Annotated in this window: 15 protein-coding genes; 6 read left to right on the top strand and 9 right to left on the bottom strand. The window is 67.3% G+C overall.

Annotated elements, in window-relative coordinates; all coding sequences use genetic code 11:
• Nucleotides 1-38: 38 nt before the first annotated feature.
• The 9 genes from bioB to ACK6C6_RS20670 all read right to left on the bottom strand — a co-directional run bounded on the left by bioB (nucleotide 39) and on the right by ACK6C6_RS20670 (nucleotide 10,110).
• On the bottom strand, nucleotides 39-1,070 hold the full coding sequence (gene bioB, locus ACK6C6_RS20630) for a biotin synthase BioB (RefSeq protein ID WP_409269031.1): 1,032 nt from the start codon (nucleotides 1,068-1,070) through the stop codon (nucleotides 39-41).
• Between the two features lie 11 nt (nucleotides 1,071-1,081).
• Nucleotides 1,082-1,924, bottom strand: a complete 843-nt coding sequence (gene bioD, locus ACK6C6_RS20635) for a dethiobiotin synthase (RefSeq protein ID WP_409269032.1) — start codon at nucleotides 1,922-1,924, stop codon at nucleotides 1,082-1,084.
• Complete coding sequence (gene bioF / locus ACK6C6_RS20640; protein WP_409269033.1) at nucleotides 1,921-3,108, bottom strand: 8-amino-7-oxononanoate synthase; 1,188 nt, start codon at nucleotides 3,106-3,108, stop codon at nucleotides 1,921-1,923. The genes bioD and bioF overlap by 4 nt, the downstream gene beginning before the upstream one ends.
• Before the next feature lie 2 nt (nucleotides 3,109-3,110).
• Nucleotides 3,111-4,451 (bottom strand): adenosylmethionine--8-amino-7-oxononanoate transaminase, encoded by a 1,341-nt coding sequence (gene bioA, locus ACK6C6_RS20645; protein ID WP_409269034.1) that lies wholly within the window; start codon nucleotides 4,449-4,451, stop codon nucleotides 3,111-3,113.
• Nucleotides 4,452-4,478: 27 nt separating this feature from the next.
• Nucleotides 4,479-5,264, bottom strand: coding sequence for an enoyl-CoA hydratase/isomerase family protein (locus tag ACK6C6_RS20650; RefSeq protein ID WP_409269035.1), 786 nt, complete (start codon nucleotides 5,262-5,264; stop codon nucleotides 4,479-4,481).
• A 12-nt stretch (nucleotides 5,265-5,276) separates the two neighbouring features.
• Complete coding sequence (locus tag ACK6C6_RS20655; RefSeq protein WP_409269036.1) at nucleotides 5,277-6,884, bottom strand: carboxyl transferase domain-containing protein; 1,608 nt, start codon at nucleotides 6,882-6,884, stop codon at nucleotides 5,277-5,279.
• 17 nt (nucleotides 6,885-6,901) lie between these two features.
• Nucleotides 6,902-7,342: a YchJ family protein gene (locus ACK6C6_RS20660; protein ID WP_409269037.1), complete on the bottom strand. Its 441-nt coding sequence runs from the start codon at nucleotides 7,340-7,342 to the stop codon at nucleotides 6,902-6,904.
• Between the two features lie 57 nt (nucleotides 7,343-7,399).
• Nucleotides 7,400-8,635: a D-amino acid dehydrogenase gene (locus ACK6C6_RS20665; protein ID WP_409269038.1), complete on the bottom strand. Its 1,236-nt coding sequence runs from the start codon at nucleotides 8,633-8,635 to the stop codon at nucleotides 7,400-7,402.
• 110 nt (nucleotides 8,636-8,745) lie between these two features.
• Entirely contained in the window at nucleotides 8,746-10,110 is a 1,365-nt protein-coding gene (locus ACK6C6_RS20670; RefSeq protein WP_409269040.1) for a serine hydrolase domain-containing protein, read from the bottom strand.
• Between the two features lie 240 nt (nucleotides 10,111-10,350).
• Here ACK6C6_RS20670 and ACK6C6_RS20675 point away from each other — a divergent pair, with 240 nt between their 5' ends.
• From ACK6C6_RS20675 to ACK6C6_RS20700, 6 genes are all read left to right on the top strand, one after another.
• Nucleotides 10,351-11,091 (top strand): GntR family transcriptional regulator, encoded by a 741-nt coding sequence (locus ACK6C6_RS20675; protein WP_036209828.1) that lies wholly within the window; start codon nucleotides 10,351-10,353, stop codon nucleotides 11,089-11,091.
• Nucleotides 11,092-11,188: 97 nt separating this feature from the next.
• A complete protein-coding gene (murQ, locus tag ACK6C6_RS20680; RefSeq protein WP_409269041.1) occupies nucleotides 11,189-12,067 on the top strand; it encodes an N-acetylmuramic acid 6-phosphate etherase in 879 nt (292 codons plus the stop codon).
• Between the two features lie 51 nt (nucleotides 12,068-12,118).
• Entirely contained in the window at nucleotides 12,119-13,414 is a 1,296-nt protein-coding gene (locus ACK6C6_RS20685; RefSeq protein WP_209589867.1) for an MFS transporter, read from the top strand.
• Between the two features lie 54 nt (nucleotides 13,415-13,468).
• Nucleotides 13,469-14,611 carry an acyltransferase family protein gene (locus ACK6C6_RS20690; RefSeq protein ID WP_409269042.1) on the top strand — a complete coding sequence of 381 codons (1,143 nt, stop codon included), beginning with the start codon at nucleotides 13,469-13,471 and terminating at the stop codon, nucleotides 14,609-14,611.
• Between the two features lie 63 nt (nucleotides 14,612-14,674).
• Nucleotides 14,675-16,249: a glycoside hydrolase family 10 protein gene (locus tag ACK6C6_RS20695; protein WP_409269209.1), complete on the top strand. Its 1,575-nt coding sequence runs from the start codon at nucleotides 14,675-14,677 to the stop codon at nucleotides 16,247-16,249.
• Nucleotides 16,250-16,268: 19 nt separating this feature from the next.
• Complete coding sequence (locus tag ACK6C6_RS20700) at nucleotides 16,269-17,186, top strand: N-acetylglucosamine kinase (RefSeq protein WP_409269043.1); 918 nt, start codon at nucleotides 16,269-16,271, stop codon at nucleotides 17,184-17,186.
• Nucleotides 17,187-17,209: the final 23 nt, after the last annotated feature.

A 17,209-nucleotide genomic window follows, 5' to 3' on the forward strand; every position in this document is an offset into this window, starting at 1 on the left:
TTGGTTGGTTGCGGCCGTGTCTCCCCGGCCGCGGTGCATCAGCAGCCGCAGGCAGCCTTCGGCGCCGAATCCAGCGTCGCGGCGCGCGTCTTCAGGCCCAGCTTCTCGAGCAGCACGCGGTCGTCGTCCGCTTCCGGGTTGCCGGTGGTGAGCAGCTTGTCGCCGTAGAAGATCGAGTTGGCGCCGGCCATGAAGCACATTGCCTGCACCGCCTCGCCCAGCTCGCGGCGGCCGGCGGACAGGCGCACGCGCGCCTGCGGCATGGTGACGCGCGCCACCGCGATGGTGCGCACGAATTCGATCGGGTCGAGCTTCTCGACGCCGTGCAGCGGGGTGCCTTCGACCTGCACCAGGTGGTTGACCGGGACTGATTCCGGATACGGGTTCAGGTTGGCCAGCTGGGCGATCAGGCCGGCGCGCTGCTCGCGCGTCTCGCCCATGCCCACGATGCCGCCGCAGCAGACCTTCAGGCCGGCGCTGCGCACGCGGCCGAGCGTGTCCAGGCGGTCCTGGTACTCGCGGGTGGAGATCACGTTGTTATAAAAATCCGGCGCGGTGTCGATGTTGTGGTTGTAGTAGTCCAGGCCCGCTTTTTTCAGCTGTTCGGCCTGGCCCTCTTCGAGCATGCCGAGGGTGGCGCAGGTTTCCATGCCGAGCGCCTTCACTTCGCGCACCATGGTTTCGACCTTCTCCATGTCGCGCTCCTTCGGGCTGCGCCACGCCGCGCCCATGCAGAAGCGGGTCGCGCCGTTGGCCTTGGCTTCGCGCGCAGCACTCAGCACGGTGTCGAGGTCGAGGATCTTCTTGGCTTCCACGCCGGTGTCGTAGCGCGCGGCCTGCGGGCAGTAGCCGCAGTCTTCTTCGCAGCCGCCGGTCTTGATCGACAGCAGGGTGGCCAGTTCGACGTCGCCGTCCGGGAAGTTGGCACGGTGCGCGGTCTGGGCGCGGTGCATCAGTTCATTGAAGGGCAGCTCGAACAGGGCCAGCACGTCGGCCAGCGGCCAGGTGGCGTTCTCGGCCTGCTTGATGGCGACAGGACGGTGGAGGGCGACGGTGTTAGTTTGGGACATCTCGGTTTTCCTTAAGTCTGGACGCGCGGGGAATGCCAGCCCGGCAGTCCCGCGAGGTCGATATATTCTGCGGCGGCTTGCGCCGTCGGATCTTGCAGGCGGGGCACGTGGCCCAGCAGCGGCGCCGGAATGCGTTGTTCCAGCGCGTCGATGTTTTGACGCTCGAAGCGCATGTCCGGGTCGACCGTGTTGGCGACCCAGCCGGCCAGCACCAGGCCTCGGGATACGATGGCCTCCACGGTCAGCAGCGCATGGCTGATGCAGCCCAGGCGCATGCCCACCACCAGGATCACCGGCAGGTTCAGTTGCGTGGCCAGGTCGGCACTGTCGAAATCGTCGTTGAAGGGCACGCGGAAGCCGCCGACGCCTTCGACCACGACGGCGTCCGAGGCCGCGTGGATCTCGGTGTAGGCAGCCAGGATCGGCACCGGTTCGATGGTGACGCCTTCCAGCGCGGCGGCGATGTGCGGCGCCGCCGGCTCCTTCAGCATGAAGGGCGTGGTGATGCTGCTTGGCAGGTGCACGTTGCCGGCCGCGCGCAGCATGTCGGCGTCCTCGTTGTGCAGTTCGCCGTCACGCATCTCGGCGCCGGCCGCGACCGGCTTCATGCCGCAGGCGCGGCGCCCGCTCGACGCCAGCTTGTGCAGGATCGCGGCGGAGACCAGGGTCTTGCCGATCTCGGTATCGGTGCCGGTGACGAAGCAGCAGAAGCGCGAGGGCACGGCGTCCAGCGGCAGCGCTTCCGGCTGCGGCTCGGCTGGCGCTTCCGCGGCGACCGCGGCGGCGGCGCTGCCCGGCACCGTGAGCACCGGCGTCAAGGCGACCGGCTGGTCTGGTTCGTTCAGGTTCTTCATGCGGTGGCCCTTTCCAGTTCGTTCAGTGCGCGTGCCAGCCTTGCCACTTCTTCGTTGCTGTGCGCGGCCGACAAGGTCACGCGCAGGCGCGCCGTGCCCGGCGCCACGGTCGGCGGACGGATCGCCGGCACCCACAGGCCCTGTTCGTGCAGGCCGGCGGCTACGCGCAGCGCGTCTTCGTTGCTGCCGATGACGATCGGCTGGATCGCGGTATGGGACGGCACCAGCTGCCAGCGCCGCAGGCGCAGCGCATCGCGCAGCTGCGCCACCAGCGCCGCCAGGTGGCTGCGGCGCCGCACACCTTCGTCGCCGCCGATGATATCAAGGCTGGCCTGCAGTGCATGCGCCAGCGCCGGCGGCGCGGCCGTGGTGTAGATATAGGGGCGGGCGCGCTGCACCAGCAGCTCGATCACGCTGGCGTGCGCCGCAACGAAGGCGCCGCCCACGCCGGCCGCCTTGCCGAGCGTGCCGATGTAGACCAGGTTCGGGGAGCGCAAGGCAAAGTGTTCGAGCGCACCGCGGCCATGTTGTCCCAGCACGCCGAAGCCGTGGGCATCGTCCACCACCAGCCAGGCCCCGTGGCGTTCACACAGCGCCAGCAGATCGGGCAGCGGCGCCAGGTTGCCGTCCATGCTGAACACGCTGTCGGTGACGACGATCCTGGTGCCGGCCGTGCTGGCGCCCAGCTGCTGTTCCAGGATGGCGACGTCGCCGTGCGGATAGACCGAGACATTCGCCTTGGCCAGGCGGGCGCCGTCGATCAGCGAGGCGTGGTTGAGCGCCTCCGAGAAGATCTGCGCATCGGCGTCCGCCCCCAGTGCGGTCAGCACCGCAAGGTTGGCCATGTAGCCGGTGCACAGGTAGAGGGCGCGCGCATTGTCGATGTAAGGCGCCATCCACTCGCCGAAGCGTTCTTCCAGCAGCGCATGGGCGCGGCTGTGGCCACTGACGAGGTGCGAAGCGCCGCTGCCGGCGCCGTAGAGGTCTGCGCCTTCGCGCAGCGCCGCGACGATGGCCGGATGCGCCGCCAGGCCAAGGTAGTCGTTGCTGCAGAAGGCCAGCATCTCGCGGCCATCGACGACCTGGCGCGGGCTGCTGGCGCCGTCGGTCACGCGGCGGCGGCGCGTCAGGCTTTGCGCTGCCAGCGCGTCGAGCTTGCGGTCGATTCCTGCGATCAGATTCATATTCAACCCGCGATCACCGATTCAAACACCTTCTGCGTACGCGCGGCCAGGCCGGCGACGTCCTCGTCGTCCAGCACGTAGGGCGGCATCAGGTAGACCGTGCGGCCGATCGGGCGCAGCAGCAGTTCGTTCTCCACCGCCGTGCTGAAGAAGCGGCGCGCGAAGGTCGAGGCGCGTGCCGGGTCCGGCTCCACCGCATCGAAGGCGAAGATCATGCCGCGCTGGCGGAAGTGATGGGCGCGTTCGTGCTCGGCCAGTGGGGCCAGGGCGATGGTCAGCTTGGTAGCCAGCTCGCGGTTGCGGTTCAATACGTCGTCTTCCTCGAAGATATCGAGCGTGGCCAGCGCCGCACGGCAGGCCAGCGGGTTGCCGGTGTAGGAATGCGAATGCAGGAAGCCGCGCGTGATGTCTTCGCTGTAGAAGGCCTGGTAGATGGCGTCGCTGGTGAGCACCAGCGAGAGCGGCAGGTAGCCGCCGCTGATGCCCTTGGACAGGCACAGGAAGTCCGGCCAGATGGCCGCCTGTTCGCAGGCGAAGAAGGTGCCGGTGCGCCCGCAGCCGACCGCGATCTCGTCGGCGATCAGGTGCACGTGGTGCTGGTCGCACAGCTCGCGCAGCAGTTCCAGGTAGAGCGGGTCATACATCGCCATGCCGGTCGCGCACTGCACCAGCGGCTCGACGATGATGGCGGCGATCCTGTCGCCGCGCTCCTCGAACAGGGTGCGCACGTCAGCGATGGCGCGTTTGGCCACATCCTGCGCGGACTCGCCCTCGACCGCATTGCGCGCATCCGGCGCCGGCACCACATGCGAGGCGCGCAGCAGCGGGCCGTAGGCATCCTTGAACAGCGGCACGTCGGTGACCGCCAGCGCACCGATGGTCTCGCCGTGGTAGCTGCCCTGCAGGCAAACGAATTCCTGCTTGGAGGAATGGCCGGCGTTGCGCCAGGCGTGGAAGCTCATCTTCATCGCGATCTCGACCGCTGAGGCGCCGTCGGACGCATAGAAGGCGTGGCCGAGGTTGTGGCCGGTGAGGGCGGCCAGCTTTTCCGACAGCTCGATCACGGGCTCGTGGGTGAAACCGGCCAGCATCGCGTGTTCCAGCTTGTCCAGCTGGTCCTTCAGCGCCGCATTGATGCGCGGGTTGGCGTGGCCGAACAGGTTGACCCACCAGGAACTGATGCCGTCCAGGTAGCGCCGGCCTTCGTGGTCATACAGCCACGGACCCTTGCCATGGCTGACCGCGATCAGCGGCACCTCTTCGTGGTGCTGCATCTGGGTGCAGGGGTGCCACACGCTGCGAAGGCTGCGTGCGATCCAGTCGGAAGAGGTTTGCTGCTTCACAATCGATCCAATACTTGATACGTAAACTTAATTCAGCCAGGTCGGCTTGCGCTTCTCGAGGAAAGAGGCCACACCTTCGCGACCCTCGAGCGACGCGCGGATTTCCGCGATGCGGTTGGCGGTGTCCGCCAGCAGTGCGTCGTCGACCGGCTGGCCCACGACCTCGCGCAACAGCGTCTTCGCTTCACGCACGGCGTTCGGGCTGTTCGACACCAGGCACTTCACGATGCTGGCCACGGTGGCGTCCAGCGCGTCAAGCGCCACGACTTCGTGGGCGAAGCCGATGCGGCGGGCCTCAAGCGCATCGAAGCGTTCGGCGGTGAGGAAGTAGCGGCGCGAGGCCTGTTCGCCCATGGCCTTGATGACGTAGGGCGAGATGGTCGCCGGGATCAGGCCCAGCTTCACTTCGGACAGGCAGAAGTGCGCCACCTCGCTGGCGACCACGATGTCGCAGGCCGCCACCAGGCCCATGCCGCCGGCGTAGCAGTCGCCCTGCACCTTGGCGACGGTCGGTTTCGGGCACAGGTAGATGGTGCGCAGCATGTCGGCCAGGCGCGCGGCGTCCTGCTGGTTCTCGCTGTGCGAGTAGCCGGCCATCTTCTTCATCCAGTTCAGGTCGGCGCCGGCGCAGAAGGCCGGGCCGTTCGCGGCCAGCACGATGGCGCGCACCTGCTCGTTGCGACCGAGTTCGTCGAAGGCCAGCGCCAGTTCGGCGATGGCGTGCTCGTTGAAGGCGTTGCGCAGGTCCGGGCGGTTCAGGGTGACGGCGGCCACCTTGTCGTCGATGGAGACGGTGAGGGTCTGGTATGTCATGTCAAGTTCCCTTTACATCCGGAATACGCCGAATTTCGTTTCCTCGATCGGCGCATTCAGCGCTGCCGACAGGCCCAGGCCCAGCACGGTACGGGTGTCGGCCGGGTCGATGACGCCGTCGTCCCACAGGCGCGCCGAGGCGTAGTAGGGGTGGCCCTGGTGCTCGTACTGCTCCTTGATCGGCTGCTTGAAGGCCGCTTCTTCCTCCGGCGACCACTGGCCGCCCTTGCCTTCGATGCCGTCGCGCTTGACTGTCGCCAGCACGGATGCCGCCTGGTCGCCGCCCATCACCGAGATGCGCGCGTTCGGCCACATCCACAGGAAGCGCGGCGAGAAGGCGCGGCCGCACATGCCGTAGTTGCCGGCGCCGAAGGACCCGCCGATGATGACGGTGAACTTCGGCACCGAGGCGGTGGCGACGGCCGTAACCATCTTGGCGCCGTTGCGGGCGATGCCTTCGTTTTCGTACTTGCGGCCGACCATGAAGCCGGTGATGTTTTGCAGGAATACCAGCGGAATCTTGCGCTGGCAGCACAGCTCGATAAAGTGGGCGCCCTTGAGTGCCGACTCCGAGAACAGGATGCCGTTGTTGGCGATGATGCCGACCTTCATGCCGTAGATGTGGGCGAAGCCGCACACCAGCGTGGTGCCATAGCGCGCCTTGAACTCGTCGAATTCGCTGCCGTCGACCACGCGTGCGATCACTTCGCGCACGTCGAAGGGCTTGCGGGTGTCGACCGGGATCACGCCGTACAGCTCTTCCGGTGCGTACTTCGGCTCGACGCTTTCGCGCAGCGCACCCTGCACCGGCTTGACGCGGTTCAGGTTCGACACGATGGTGCGGGCCAGCGACAGCGCGTGCAGATCGTTCTGGGCCAGGTGGTCGGCCACGCCCGACAGGCGGGTGTGGACGTCGCCGCCGCCCAGGTCCTCGGCGGTGACGACTTCGCCGGTCGCCGCTTTCACGAGCGGCGGGCCGCCCAGGAAGATGGTGCCCTGTTCCTTGACGATGATCGATTCGTCGCTCATCGCCGGCACGTAGGCGCCGCCGGCGGTGCAGGAACCCATCACCACCGCGATCTGCGGAATGCCCTTGGCCGACAGATTCGCCTGGTTGTAGAAGATGCGGCCGAAGTGGTCGCGGTCCGGAAACACGTCGTCCTGGTTCGGCAGGTTGGCGCCGCCCGAGTCGACCAGGTAGATGCAGGGCAGGTGGTTCTGCTCGGCGATCTCCTGGGCGCGCAGGTGTTTTTTCACCGTCATCGGGTAGTAGGTGCCGCCCTTGACGGTGGCGTCGTTACAGACGATCACCACTTCCTGGCCTGCGACGCGGCCGATGCCGGTGATGATGCCGGCGCTTGGTGCCGCACCCTCGTACATCTCGTAGGCGGCCAGCTGGGAGAACTCGAGGAAGGGCGTGCCCGGATCCAGCAGCATCTGCACGCGGTCGCGCGGCAGCAGTTTTCCACGCGCGACGTGCTTGGCGCTGGCGGCATCACCGCCGCCTTGCGCGATCTGCGCCACTTTCGCGCGCAAGTCGTCGACGATGGCCTGCATGGCCGCCGCGTTGGCCTTGAAGTCCTCGCCGCGCGGGTTGAGTTTGCTCTCGATCTGGGGCATTGCCGTCCTCTATGTCTCTATTTTGGGAAACTGCCGTCCAGGTAATACCAGCGCTTCTCCCCGGTTTCGGAGTCAGGTTCGCGCAGGAAACGGCTCACTTCATGGAGCCGGTGCGCGCGTCCGCCTACCTTGAAGCGGGCGACGAATTCCACGGTATCGCTGTCTGGATCGTCCGGTGAATTTACTTTACGTTGACGTAAACGTAAAGCAGATTTTACCTCAAGCCCCAGCCATCGGATTGGTTCCTTGTCATCGATGATGGGTTCTGTCGGACGGGTCGTAGGATGCCAGGTAGCAAGCAGATAGGGCTCGTTCTTCTGGGTATACGCGGTGTAGCGCGAGCGCATCAGGGCTTCCGCCGTGGGCGGCAGGGCTTCGCCGGCAATGAACGGGCCGCAGCAGGCGCCAAGGGACGGCCCGCCGCAGGGGCAGGCTCCAGGAGTGGTCGTTTTGGACATGGCCGTCATTATCCGCCATTTCAGCGGCGGAGACGGCAGGCCGGTATGCGTGGCGGGTCAGCCGCGCAGGGTCAGCCCATCCAGGGAGAAGGGCGGCGCCTCGCCTTTCATGGCGCCGGCCAGCAGGCTGGCGCTGCCGCAGGCGAAAGTGAAGCCCAGCGGGCCATGGCCCACGTTCAGCCACAGGTTGCCGTAGGGGGTGGCGCCGATGATCGGGGCGCTGCTCGGGGTGGCGGGACGCAGGCCGGCCCAGACCGAGAGCTGCGAATAGTCCGCCGCGCGCGGCATGGTTTCCTTCACCTGGCGCGTCAGGCCCTCGACGCGCTTGGGATTGTGGCTCAGGTCTTCGCCCACCATGTCGACCATGGCCGCCACGCGCAGCTTGTCGCCGATGCGGGCGTACAGCACCTTGCGCTCGAAGTCGGTGACGCTGATTTCCGGCGCCACGTCGTCGGCGCGGATCGGCGCCGTCAGGCTGTAGCCCTTGAGCGGGTAGAGCGGCAGCGAGATCCCGACCGTGTCCGAGAGGGTGCGGCTCTGGATGCCGGCCGCCAGCACGTAGCTGTCGGCCTGGAGCATGCCCTGGTCCGTCTCGATGCCGGTGATGCGGCCTTTGCTTGCCACCAGGCGGCGCGCCTCGGCGTGGATGAAGCCGTCGAAATGCGGATGCTCGCGCAGGCGCGCGGCCAGCGCCACGCAGAAGGCATGGCAGTCGGCCACCGCTTCGCCGCTGTTATAAATGCCGCCGGCCAGCAGCGGCTCGGCCGCCGCCAGGGCCGGTTCGCGCGCGGCGCACTCGCTGGCGGACCAGATCTCGCCGGCGCCCGGCTTGCCGGCTGCCTTCTCGAACACCTCGCGCGAGCGGTAGACCACCAGCTTGCCGGCGTCGCGCCAGTCGAATTCATCGAGCGGCACGGTGACTTCGAGCTGCTTCATGCCCTGGCGCGAGAGCTCACCCAGTTCCAGGAGCTTGGCCGTGGTCTTGCGGTTGACGTCGGCGCGGCAGTGCGCGAGGAAGCTGGCCAGCCAGCGGTACTGGCGCAGGTCGGCCTCAGGCCGGAAGTGCAGCGGCCCGGTGTCCTGGAACATCCATTGCAGGGCCTTCAGCGGCACGCCCTCGTCGGCCAGCGGCGACACGTAGCGGTAGCTGAGCTGGCCGCCATTGCCGTAGCTGGAGCCGCTGCCGACGCCTGGTGCGCGTTCGAGGAGGCTGACGCGGTAGCCGGCTTCCGCCAGCCACCAGGCCGAGGTCAAACCGACCACGCCGCCGCCGATGACGATGATTTGCTGCATTCTAAACTCTTCTTTTTAGCGTGGGTGTGGAGCTTATGCGCTGGCCGGCGCAGCGGCCAATGAAAGTCGCGTCGAGCGCCATAACCGGCTTATATAGGGATGCGTTGATATCATGTTGCCGCCTGTTGGCCGACGATGGCGCGGCGGTGCAGCGCGCTGAGGATGCGCTCCTCGAAGCGGGCCCGCGCCGAATAGCGTCCTTTCTGCAGTTCCGGATCGGCCGAACAGCCTCCTGCCAGCATGACCAGGCCATTGCCGCGCGCCAGGTCGGCTGCGAAGACCGAAATCAGGCCATACGCGTCGCCCGAGTGGCCGACCGCATCGAAGCCGCCGCCTTCGACCAGTCCGGTGCCGGGTCGGTCCGGGAAATGGGCGTTGCCCAGGCCCCAGGCAGGGAAGAAACCGTTCAGCGAATCGCCGTTGCCGCCCTTGTCGTCGATGGTCCAGTGGCGCGCGAACATGCGCTCGAGCGTGGCGCGCTGGAACAGCCGCGTGTTGCCATGCACGCCGCCGTTCATCAGCATCCGCATGACCACGCCCATGTCGCGCGCCGAGATGCGCAGGCCGCCGGTCGGGCTGAAGGGTGTGGCGTTGGCGCCGGGGACGTAGCCGGCGATGCCGGCGGGAGGAACCGGGGGCTTGGCCGAATAATCGTCGACCTGGGCAATCCAGGGGCCGTTCGCGTTCCAGACTTCGGTGTCGACCGTGCGCTTGCGGTACAGCGTCGCCAGGTTCTCGAGCGCCGCCGGCGGCAGCGCCGACGGGTTGTAGCCCGCCACAATGCCGAGCGGCTGCAGCAGCAGGCGCTGCATCAGGAGGTCGAAGCGCTCGCCCGTCACGCGTTCCATCGCGGTGCCGATCACGCCCCAGCCGAGGTTGCAGTAGGTGAAGTACTCGCCCGGGCCGGCGTGGGCGGACCACATCTTTCCTTCGCCGTACAGGGGAGCGCCCGGCACCAGCACGTCCTTCAGGGCAGTGGCGAACGGCCAGGAATAGCCGCCTTCGTCGCGCAGCGAGGAGGTGTGGGTGAGCAGGCTGCGCAGCGTGATGACGCGCTGGGGGAAATGCGGGTTGCGCAGGCTGAAGCCCAGGTAGCCCGACACGTCGGCCTCGAGGTCGACGCGGCCCGCTTCCAGCAGGCGCATCAGGCCCAGCGTGGTCATCATCTTGGAGATGGAAGCGATGCGGTACAGGGTCGCGGGCGTGGCCGGCTTGTCGGGCAGTGCGCCGTTACCGATATAGCGGCGCCCGAAAGCCTGTTCATACACCGGCTGGCCGGCGCGGATGGCAACGACCGACAGGCTGGCCAGCTGCATCGCCGGATCGTCGACGATGGCCGCCAGTTCGGCGTCGAGCGCCTGGCGCGCCGCGGCGCTCAGGAGCGGCGTGGCCGCAGGAGAAGCCGGCGCTGCAAACAGCGGCTCGACCGCGCCCAGCAGGGCCATGCCCAGCAAGCTGCGCCTGCGCTCGTTCATCCCGGTCTCCTTTCGTCTTTTGTTATTTGTGAAATATGTGAACCTTTGGTTGAGCATACGGAGTGACAGGAAGGATTGCCAAATGAATAGCCGTGGCCTTGGCATAACCGTTTTATATTGGTCTCAAGTGGTATGCCTATGAGAGAAGTGCATGCATATACAAAGCTTTTTCATGGATCGCATTGTGCCGGGAACAGGTGTTGCCATTACACTTTGTTCAACCCCCTGAGCATGCCGCCGATGACGACTAGCACCCCCGCCTTCCAGGTCGACCTGACCGACAACTCGCCGCTGTACATGCAGCTGGCGCGCAAGCTCGCGCAAGACGTGCGCGACGGCCGCTACCAGGCCGACCAGGCCCTGCCTTCCGAACGCACGCTGTCCGAGCAGCTCGACGTCTCGCGCGTTACCGCGCGCAAGGCGATCGACCAGCTGGTCGACCAGGGCCTGGTGGTGCGCCGGCGTGGCTCCGGCAACTACATCGCGCCGCGCATCGAGCAGCCCTTGTCGGACCTGTCGAGCTTTTCCGAGCAGCTCCAGCAGCGCGGCTATACGCCCAGCAGCCACTGGCTGCGCCGCGAGGTCGTGCTGGCCGACGCCGACGAGCAGCTGTCGCTGGGTTTGTCCCCGGGCACGCGGGTGGCGCGCCTCGAGCGCCTGCGCCTGGCCGACGAAGTGGTGATGGCGTATGAAGTCAGCGTGATCCCGGCCACCGTGCTGCCGCGTCCCGAAAACGTCGGCGGCTCGCTGTATGCCCACCTGGCCAAGACCGGGCACATGCCGGTGCGCGCGCTGCAGCACCTGCGCGCGATGAACGCGTCCGCCGAGCTGGCGGCGCGCCTGGACGTGCCGGAAGGCCGCGCGGTCCTGTTCATCACCCGCGTCGGCTACCTGGAGTCGGGCGAGCCAGTAGAACTGACCCATTCCTACTGCCTGAGCGACCACTACGACTTCGTGGCTGAATTGCGCCGGCCAGCATAACTTTTCGGCATGATGAAGAGCGCAGCTTTCATAAGCCACCCGCCGTAATTGGTATTACACTGGTTTCATCGACTACTTTGCACCAAGAAGACACGGCATGCTGAAAACCGAAACCCCGGCCCAGGACCACGCTTCCCTCGACCAGTACCCGACCGTGGAGCTGGTCAACGTCCTGGTCGACGACCAGCTCAATGCGGTCAACGCCGTGCGCGCCGCTGCGCCGCGCATCGCCGCCGCCGTCACCGCCGCGCTGCCGCGCGTGGAAGCGGGCGGGCGCCTGATCTACGTCGGCGCCGGCACTTCCGGCCGCCTCGGCGTGCTCGACAGCGTCGAGCTGTACCCGACCTTCTCCTGGCCGCACGAACGCGCGGTGGCGCTGCTGGCCGGCGGCCAGGAAGCGATGTTCGTCGCGGTCGAAGGCGCGGAGGACGACTTCGAGCAGGGCGCGGCCGACCTGAAGCAGGTCGATGTCAACGCCAACGACGTCGTGCTCCTGATCGCCGCGTCGGGCTCTACTCCCTACGTGCTGGGCGCATTGCAAGCCGCGCGCGCGGCCGGCGCCCTGACCATCGGCTTCGCCAACAATCCCGACGCGCCGGTCGCCAAGGATGCCGAGATCGGCGTCACGCTCGACACCGGCCCGGAAGTCATCTCCGGTTCTACCCGCCTGAAGGCCGGCACCTCGCAGAAGATCGCGCTGAACACCTTCTCGAGCGCGCTGATGGTCCGTTTACACAAGGTGTATGGCAACCTGATGGTAGACTTGAAGGCTACCAACGCCAAGCTGGTGCGACGCGCCATCCGCCTGACCGTGTTCGCCACCGGCGCCGACGAAGCCGCCGCGCAGGCGGTGCTCGAGCAGTGCGGCTACCACGTCAAGACCGCGGTGGTGGCCCTGATCAAACAAACCAGTGTCGAGCAGGCGCAAGCCCTCCTGGAGGCGGCGCACGGCAGCGTGCGCGAAGCCATCGCGTAATCTGGCCGGCGCACACCCCTGTGCGCCGCTCCTGCCGACCACGAAAGACCTATGCAGACTTCGCTCGACAAACCTTCGTCCACCGCCAGCCCGTCGCAGCCCAATCCGTGGTCCTGGATCCCGTCCCTGTACTTCTCGCAGGCCATCCCCTATGTGGTGGTGATGAGCCTGTCCGTCATCATGTACAAGGACATGGGCGTGTCGAACTCCGACATCGCCTTCTATACCAGCCTGCTGTACCTGCCCTGGGTGATCAAGCCCCTGTGGTCGCCGATCGTCGACATGTTCGGCACCAAGCGCCGCTGGACGGTGCTGCTGCAGCTGGGCGTGGCCGCTTCGCTGGTGGCGGTAGGCCTGTCGCTGCAGCTGCCGAATTTCTTCATCGCCAGCCTCGCCGTGATGTGGCTGATGGCCTTCAGTTCCGCCACCCATGACATCTCGGCCGACGGTTTCTACATGCTCGGCCTGCGCCAGCAGCAGCAGGCGGCCTTCGTCGGCGTGCGTTCCACCTTCTACCGCCTGGCGACACTGTCGGTGCAGGGGCCGCTGGTGGTGCTGGCCGGCTACCTGGCCACCCGCCTGGGCAGCGTCAACCAGGCCTGGGCCATCGTGTTCTTCGTGCTTGCCGCCTTCTTCTTCGGGGCCTTCCTGTGGCACGGCTTCATCCTGCCGAAGCCGGACAGCGACCGCAAGGTGGCGCGCTCCAGCAACCCGCTGCGCGACTTCTTCACCACCTTCGCCCTGTTCTTCCGCAAGCGCGACATCTGGCTGATCCTCGGCTTCATCCTGACCTTCCGCCTGGGCGAAGCCCAGCTCCTGAAGCTGGTGGCGCCCTTCCTGAAGGACCCGCTGGCCGCGGGCGGCCTGGGCCTCACCACCGAGCAGTACGGCATCGCCTACGGCACCATCGGCATCGCCTTCCTCACGCTGGGCGGCCTGGCTGGCGGCTACCTGATCTCGCGCCTGGGCCTGAAACGCTGCCTGTGGGTGATGGTGTTCGCGATCCACCTGCCGGACCTGGTGTTCGTCTACCTGTCGCAGACCCAGCCAACCAGCTTCGCCGTGGTCTGCACCGCGCTGGCGATCGAGCAGTTCGGCTACGGCTTCGGCTTCACCGCGATGATGCTGTACATGATCATGGTCTGCGAAGGCGAGCACAAGACCGCCCACTACGCGATCTGCACCGGCTTCATGGCCCTGGGCATGATGGTGCCGGGCATGTGGAGCGGCGACCTGCAGGAATACCTCGGCTACAAGCACTTCTTCATCTGGGCCTGCCTGTCGACGATCCCCGCCTTCATCATGGCGGCGCTTGTGAAGATCGACCCCGAGTTCGGCAAGAAGTAAATCACGGGGCCGCCGGCCCCGTATAACGAACAACAACAAGGAGACAACGCAGCAATGCGCGACGCACCCGTGCGCCTGACCTCGCTCGACGCCTTCCGTGGCTTCACCATCGCCGCCATGGTGCTCGTGAATAATCCGGGCGACTGGGGCAACCTGCATGCGCAGCTGGCCCACGCCAAGTGGCACGGCTGGACCTTCACCGACTGCATCTTCCCCTTTTTCCTGTTCATCGGCGGCGTCGCCATGACGCTGTCGCTCGGGCGCCTCGCGGAAAGCGGCGCCGACAAGCCGCAGCTGCTGCTCAAGCTGGCCAAGCGCGCCGCGCTGATCTTCCTGATCGGCTTCCTGCTCAACCTGATTCCGCGTTTCGACTTCGAGACCGTGCGCATCCCGGGCGTCCTGCAGCGCATCGCCCTGTGCACGCTGCTGGCCGCGCCGCTCGTGGTCTACCTCGGATGGCGCGCGCAGCTGGCCGTGATCGCCGGCCTGCTGGCGCTGTACACGGTGCTGATGCTGTGGGTGCCGGTGCCGGGCATCGGCGCCGGCGTGCTGGAGCCGGGCCAGGATTTCGGCGCCTGGGTCGACCGCATGGTGCTGGACGGTCACATGTGGGTGCAATCGAAGACCTGGGACCCGGAAGGACTGCTCAGCACCATCCCGGCCCTGTGCAGCCAGCTGTTCGGCGTGCTCGCCGGCCGCGTGCTGGCGGCCAGGCTGCCGCGCGTCGAACAGACCGCGTGGATGCTGTTCGCCGGACTGGTCCTGCTGGGCCTGGGTTCGAGCCTGGATGCGGTGCTCATGCCGATCAACAAAAGCCTGTGGACGGTATCCTATTGCCTGTGGATGAGCGGCTGGGCGCTGCTTGCCTTCGGCATGTTCTACTGGCTGCTCGATGCCAACCCCCATGCGGTCGTGCGCGAACGCGCCGCCGCGTGGGCCAAACCCTTCGTCATCTATGGCATGAACGCGCTGTTCATTTTCGCGTTCTCGGGTTTCGCGGCCAAGATGCTCGGTTTTATCAAGCTGGCGCAGCCGGACGGCAGCCAGCTCTCGCTCGGCCGCATGCTGTATGCGCCGATCAAGGCGCTGCCGCTGGGCGCCGCCAACACCTCGTTGTTATATGCCATCCTCTTCAACGCCTGCATGTTCGCGATCGCGTACGGCATGTGGCGCAAGCGGTGGTTCGTCAAAGTCTGAGAAGAGAACAAAGGAGCGGATTTGAAGCCCGATTTGAAAAAACGTGCGTTCACCCTGGCCGGCATGGCAGGCATGGCTGGTGCGCTGACCATGGGCGGTTTCCTCACCGCCTGCACCACGCAGCCGACCGTTCCCGAAGGCGGCGCGGGCGGCGCCGACCATCCGCCGCCGGCCCCGCGCGAATTCCGCGCCGCCTGGGTGTCCACGGTGGCCAACATCGACTGGCCGAGCAAACCAGGCTTGCCGGCCGTGCAGCAGCAGGCCGAGGCGATCGCCATCCTGGAGCGCGCGGTCGCGCTCAACCTGAACGCCATCGTGCTGCAGGTGCGTCCGGCGGCCGATGCGATCTATCCGTCGAAGATCGAGCCCTGGACCGAATACCTGACCGGCGCCCAGGGCAAGCCGCCGATGCCGTGGTACGACCCGCTCGCGTTCTGGATCAAGGAAGCGCACGCGCGCGGCCTCGAGCTGCACGCCTGGTTCAACCCCTACCGCGCGCGCCACGACAACGCACGCTCGCCCGCGGCGCCGAACCACATCACCAACACCATTCCGTCCGCGGTCAAGCGCTACGGGAAGTTCATGTGGATGGACCCGGGCGAAGAAGCGGCCTCGAAGCAGACCATGGACGTGATCCTCGACGTGGTGCGCCGCTACGACATCGACGGCGTGCACATCGACGACTACTTCTATCCCTACCCGATCGCGGCACCGGAAGTGGCGGGCAACGCCCAGGCGCTGGACGGCAACGGCAAGCCGGCGACGAAGGAACTCGACTTCCCCGACGGCCCGGCCTGGGAGCGCTACCTCGCGGGCGGCGGCAAGCTCGATCGCCCGTCCTGGCGCCGCGACAACGTCAACCGCCTGATCGAGGCCATGTACAAGGGCATCCACAAGGAAAAGAGCTGGGTGCGCTTCGGCATCAGCCCCTTCGGCATGGGGCGTCCGGACCGCCGCCCGCCCGGCATTTCGGGCTTCTCGCAGTACGACAAGCTGTACGCGGATGCCGAGCTGTGGCTGGAGAAGGGCTGGCTCGACTATTTCGTGCCCCAGCTGTACTGGCCGATCGCCCAGACCGCCCAGTCCTACCCGGTGCTGCTCGACTACTGGATCTCGCAGAACCCGCAGAACCGCCACATGTGGCCGGGCCTGTTCACCAGCCGCATCGGCGCGGCGGCGCCGACCCTGAACTACGAGCCGAAAGAGGTCCTGGACCAGATCGCGCTGACCCGCCAGCGTCCGCTGTCGACCGGCCACGTGCACTTCAGCATGGTGGCCCTGACCCAGAACCGCAAGGGCATCAGCGACCAGCTGCGCGCGACGACTTACCAGGGCCAGGCGCTGGTGCCGGCCACGCCCTGGCTGGCCAGCGAAGCCCCCGGGACCCCGCAGGTTTCGGCCAAGCGCGGCAAGGATGGCGTGCAACTGCGGCTCAAGGCCGGCAGGGCCAACATGCTGTACGCGATCTGGGCCCGCCATGGCGGCGAGTGGCGCTTCTCGGTTGCGCCGGCCGCGCGCGTCGACTGGACCGTGCCGGACGACGCCAGGCTGGGCGCGGTCGACCTGGTGCTCGTGAGCGCGGTGAACCGCCTCGGCAAGGAAGGCGCACGCGTGCAGGCCTGGCGCAAGCCCTCGTAATATGGAACACTCGCAGGCCATGCACCCTCACGAACTGCAAGACAATCTCGGCCTCGGCATCGACGCCGGCGGCACCCAGACCCGCTGGGCCCTCGCGGCGCCGGGCGGGCGCATCGTCGCCGAAGGCACGGCCGGGGGCCTGTCGGCCCTGCAGATGGGCAGCCTCGAAGGGCGCGAGACCGTGCAGGCGACCTTCGGCGCGATCGCGCAGGCAGTGCTCTCGCATGGCCGCCCGGTGGCGGTGCGCGCCGGCGTGACCGGCTTCGGCGGCGACGGCGGGCCCCTGCAGCAAAGCCTGGGCGCGCTGCTCGGCCTGGACCCGAAGGCCGTCGTGCTGAGCAACGACATCGAAATCGCCTACCTCGCCAGCTTCAAGCCGGGCGAGGGTTACCTCGTGTATTCCGGCACCGGCTCGATCGGCGCCTTCATCGATGCAGGCGGGGGCTTCCACCGCGCCGGCGGACGCGGGGTGGTGCTGGACGACGGCGGCGGCGGCTTCTGGATCGCGCGCGAGGCGCTGCGCCATATCTGGCGCCTCGAGGACGAGCGTCCCGGCGCCTGGGAATCCTCGCCGATGGCGCACGCCGTGTTCCAGCACGTGGGCGGCTCGGACTGGTCGTTCTCGCGCCAGTTCATCTATGGCCGCGAGCGCGGCGAGGTCGGCAAGCTGGCGATCGCGGTCGCCGCCACCGCCGAGCGCGACCCGGCCGCGGCCGCCATCCTGCGCGAAGCGGGCCGCGAACTGGCCCGGCTGGCGCAGGCGCTGGTGAACCGTTTCGGCCCGCGCCCGGTGGCCCTGGCCGGCCGCGCCGCCGAACTGCACCCGGCGATCGTCGAAACCATGCGCGCGGCGCTGCCGCCCGATACCATACTGAGCCAGACCGGCATGCGCGCCCATTATGCGGCCGCACGCCTGGCCGCTGGGCCATCCCACTAGATGCACACCACCAGGATTCCACG

The sequence above is a fragment of the Massilia sp. BHUDP2 genome, assembly GCF_046236355.1.
Classification (GTDB): Bacteria; Pseudomonadota; Gammaproteobacteria; order Burkholderiales; family Burkholderiaceae_D; genus Telluria; species Telluria varians.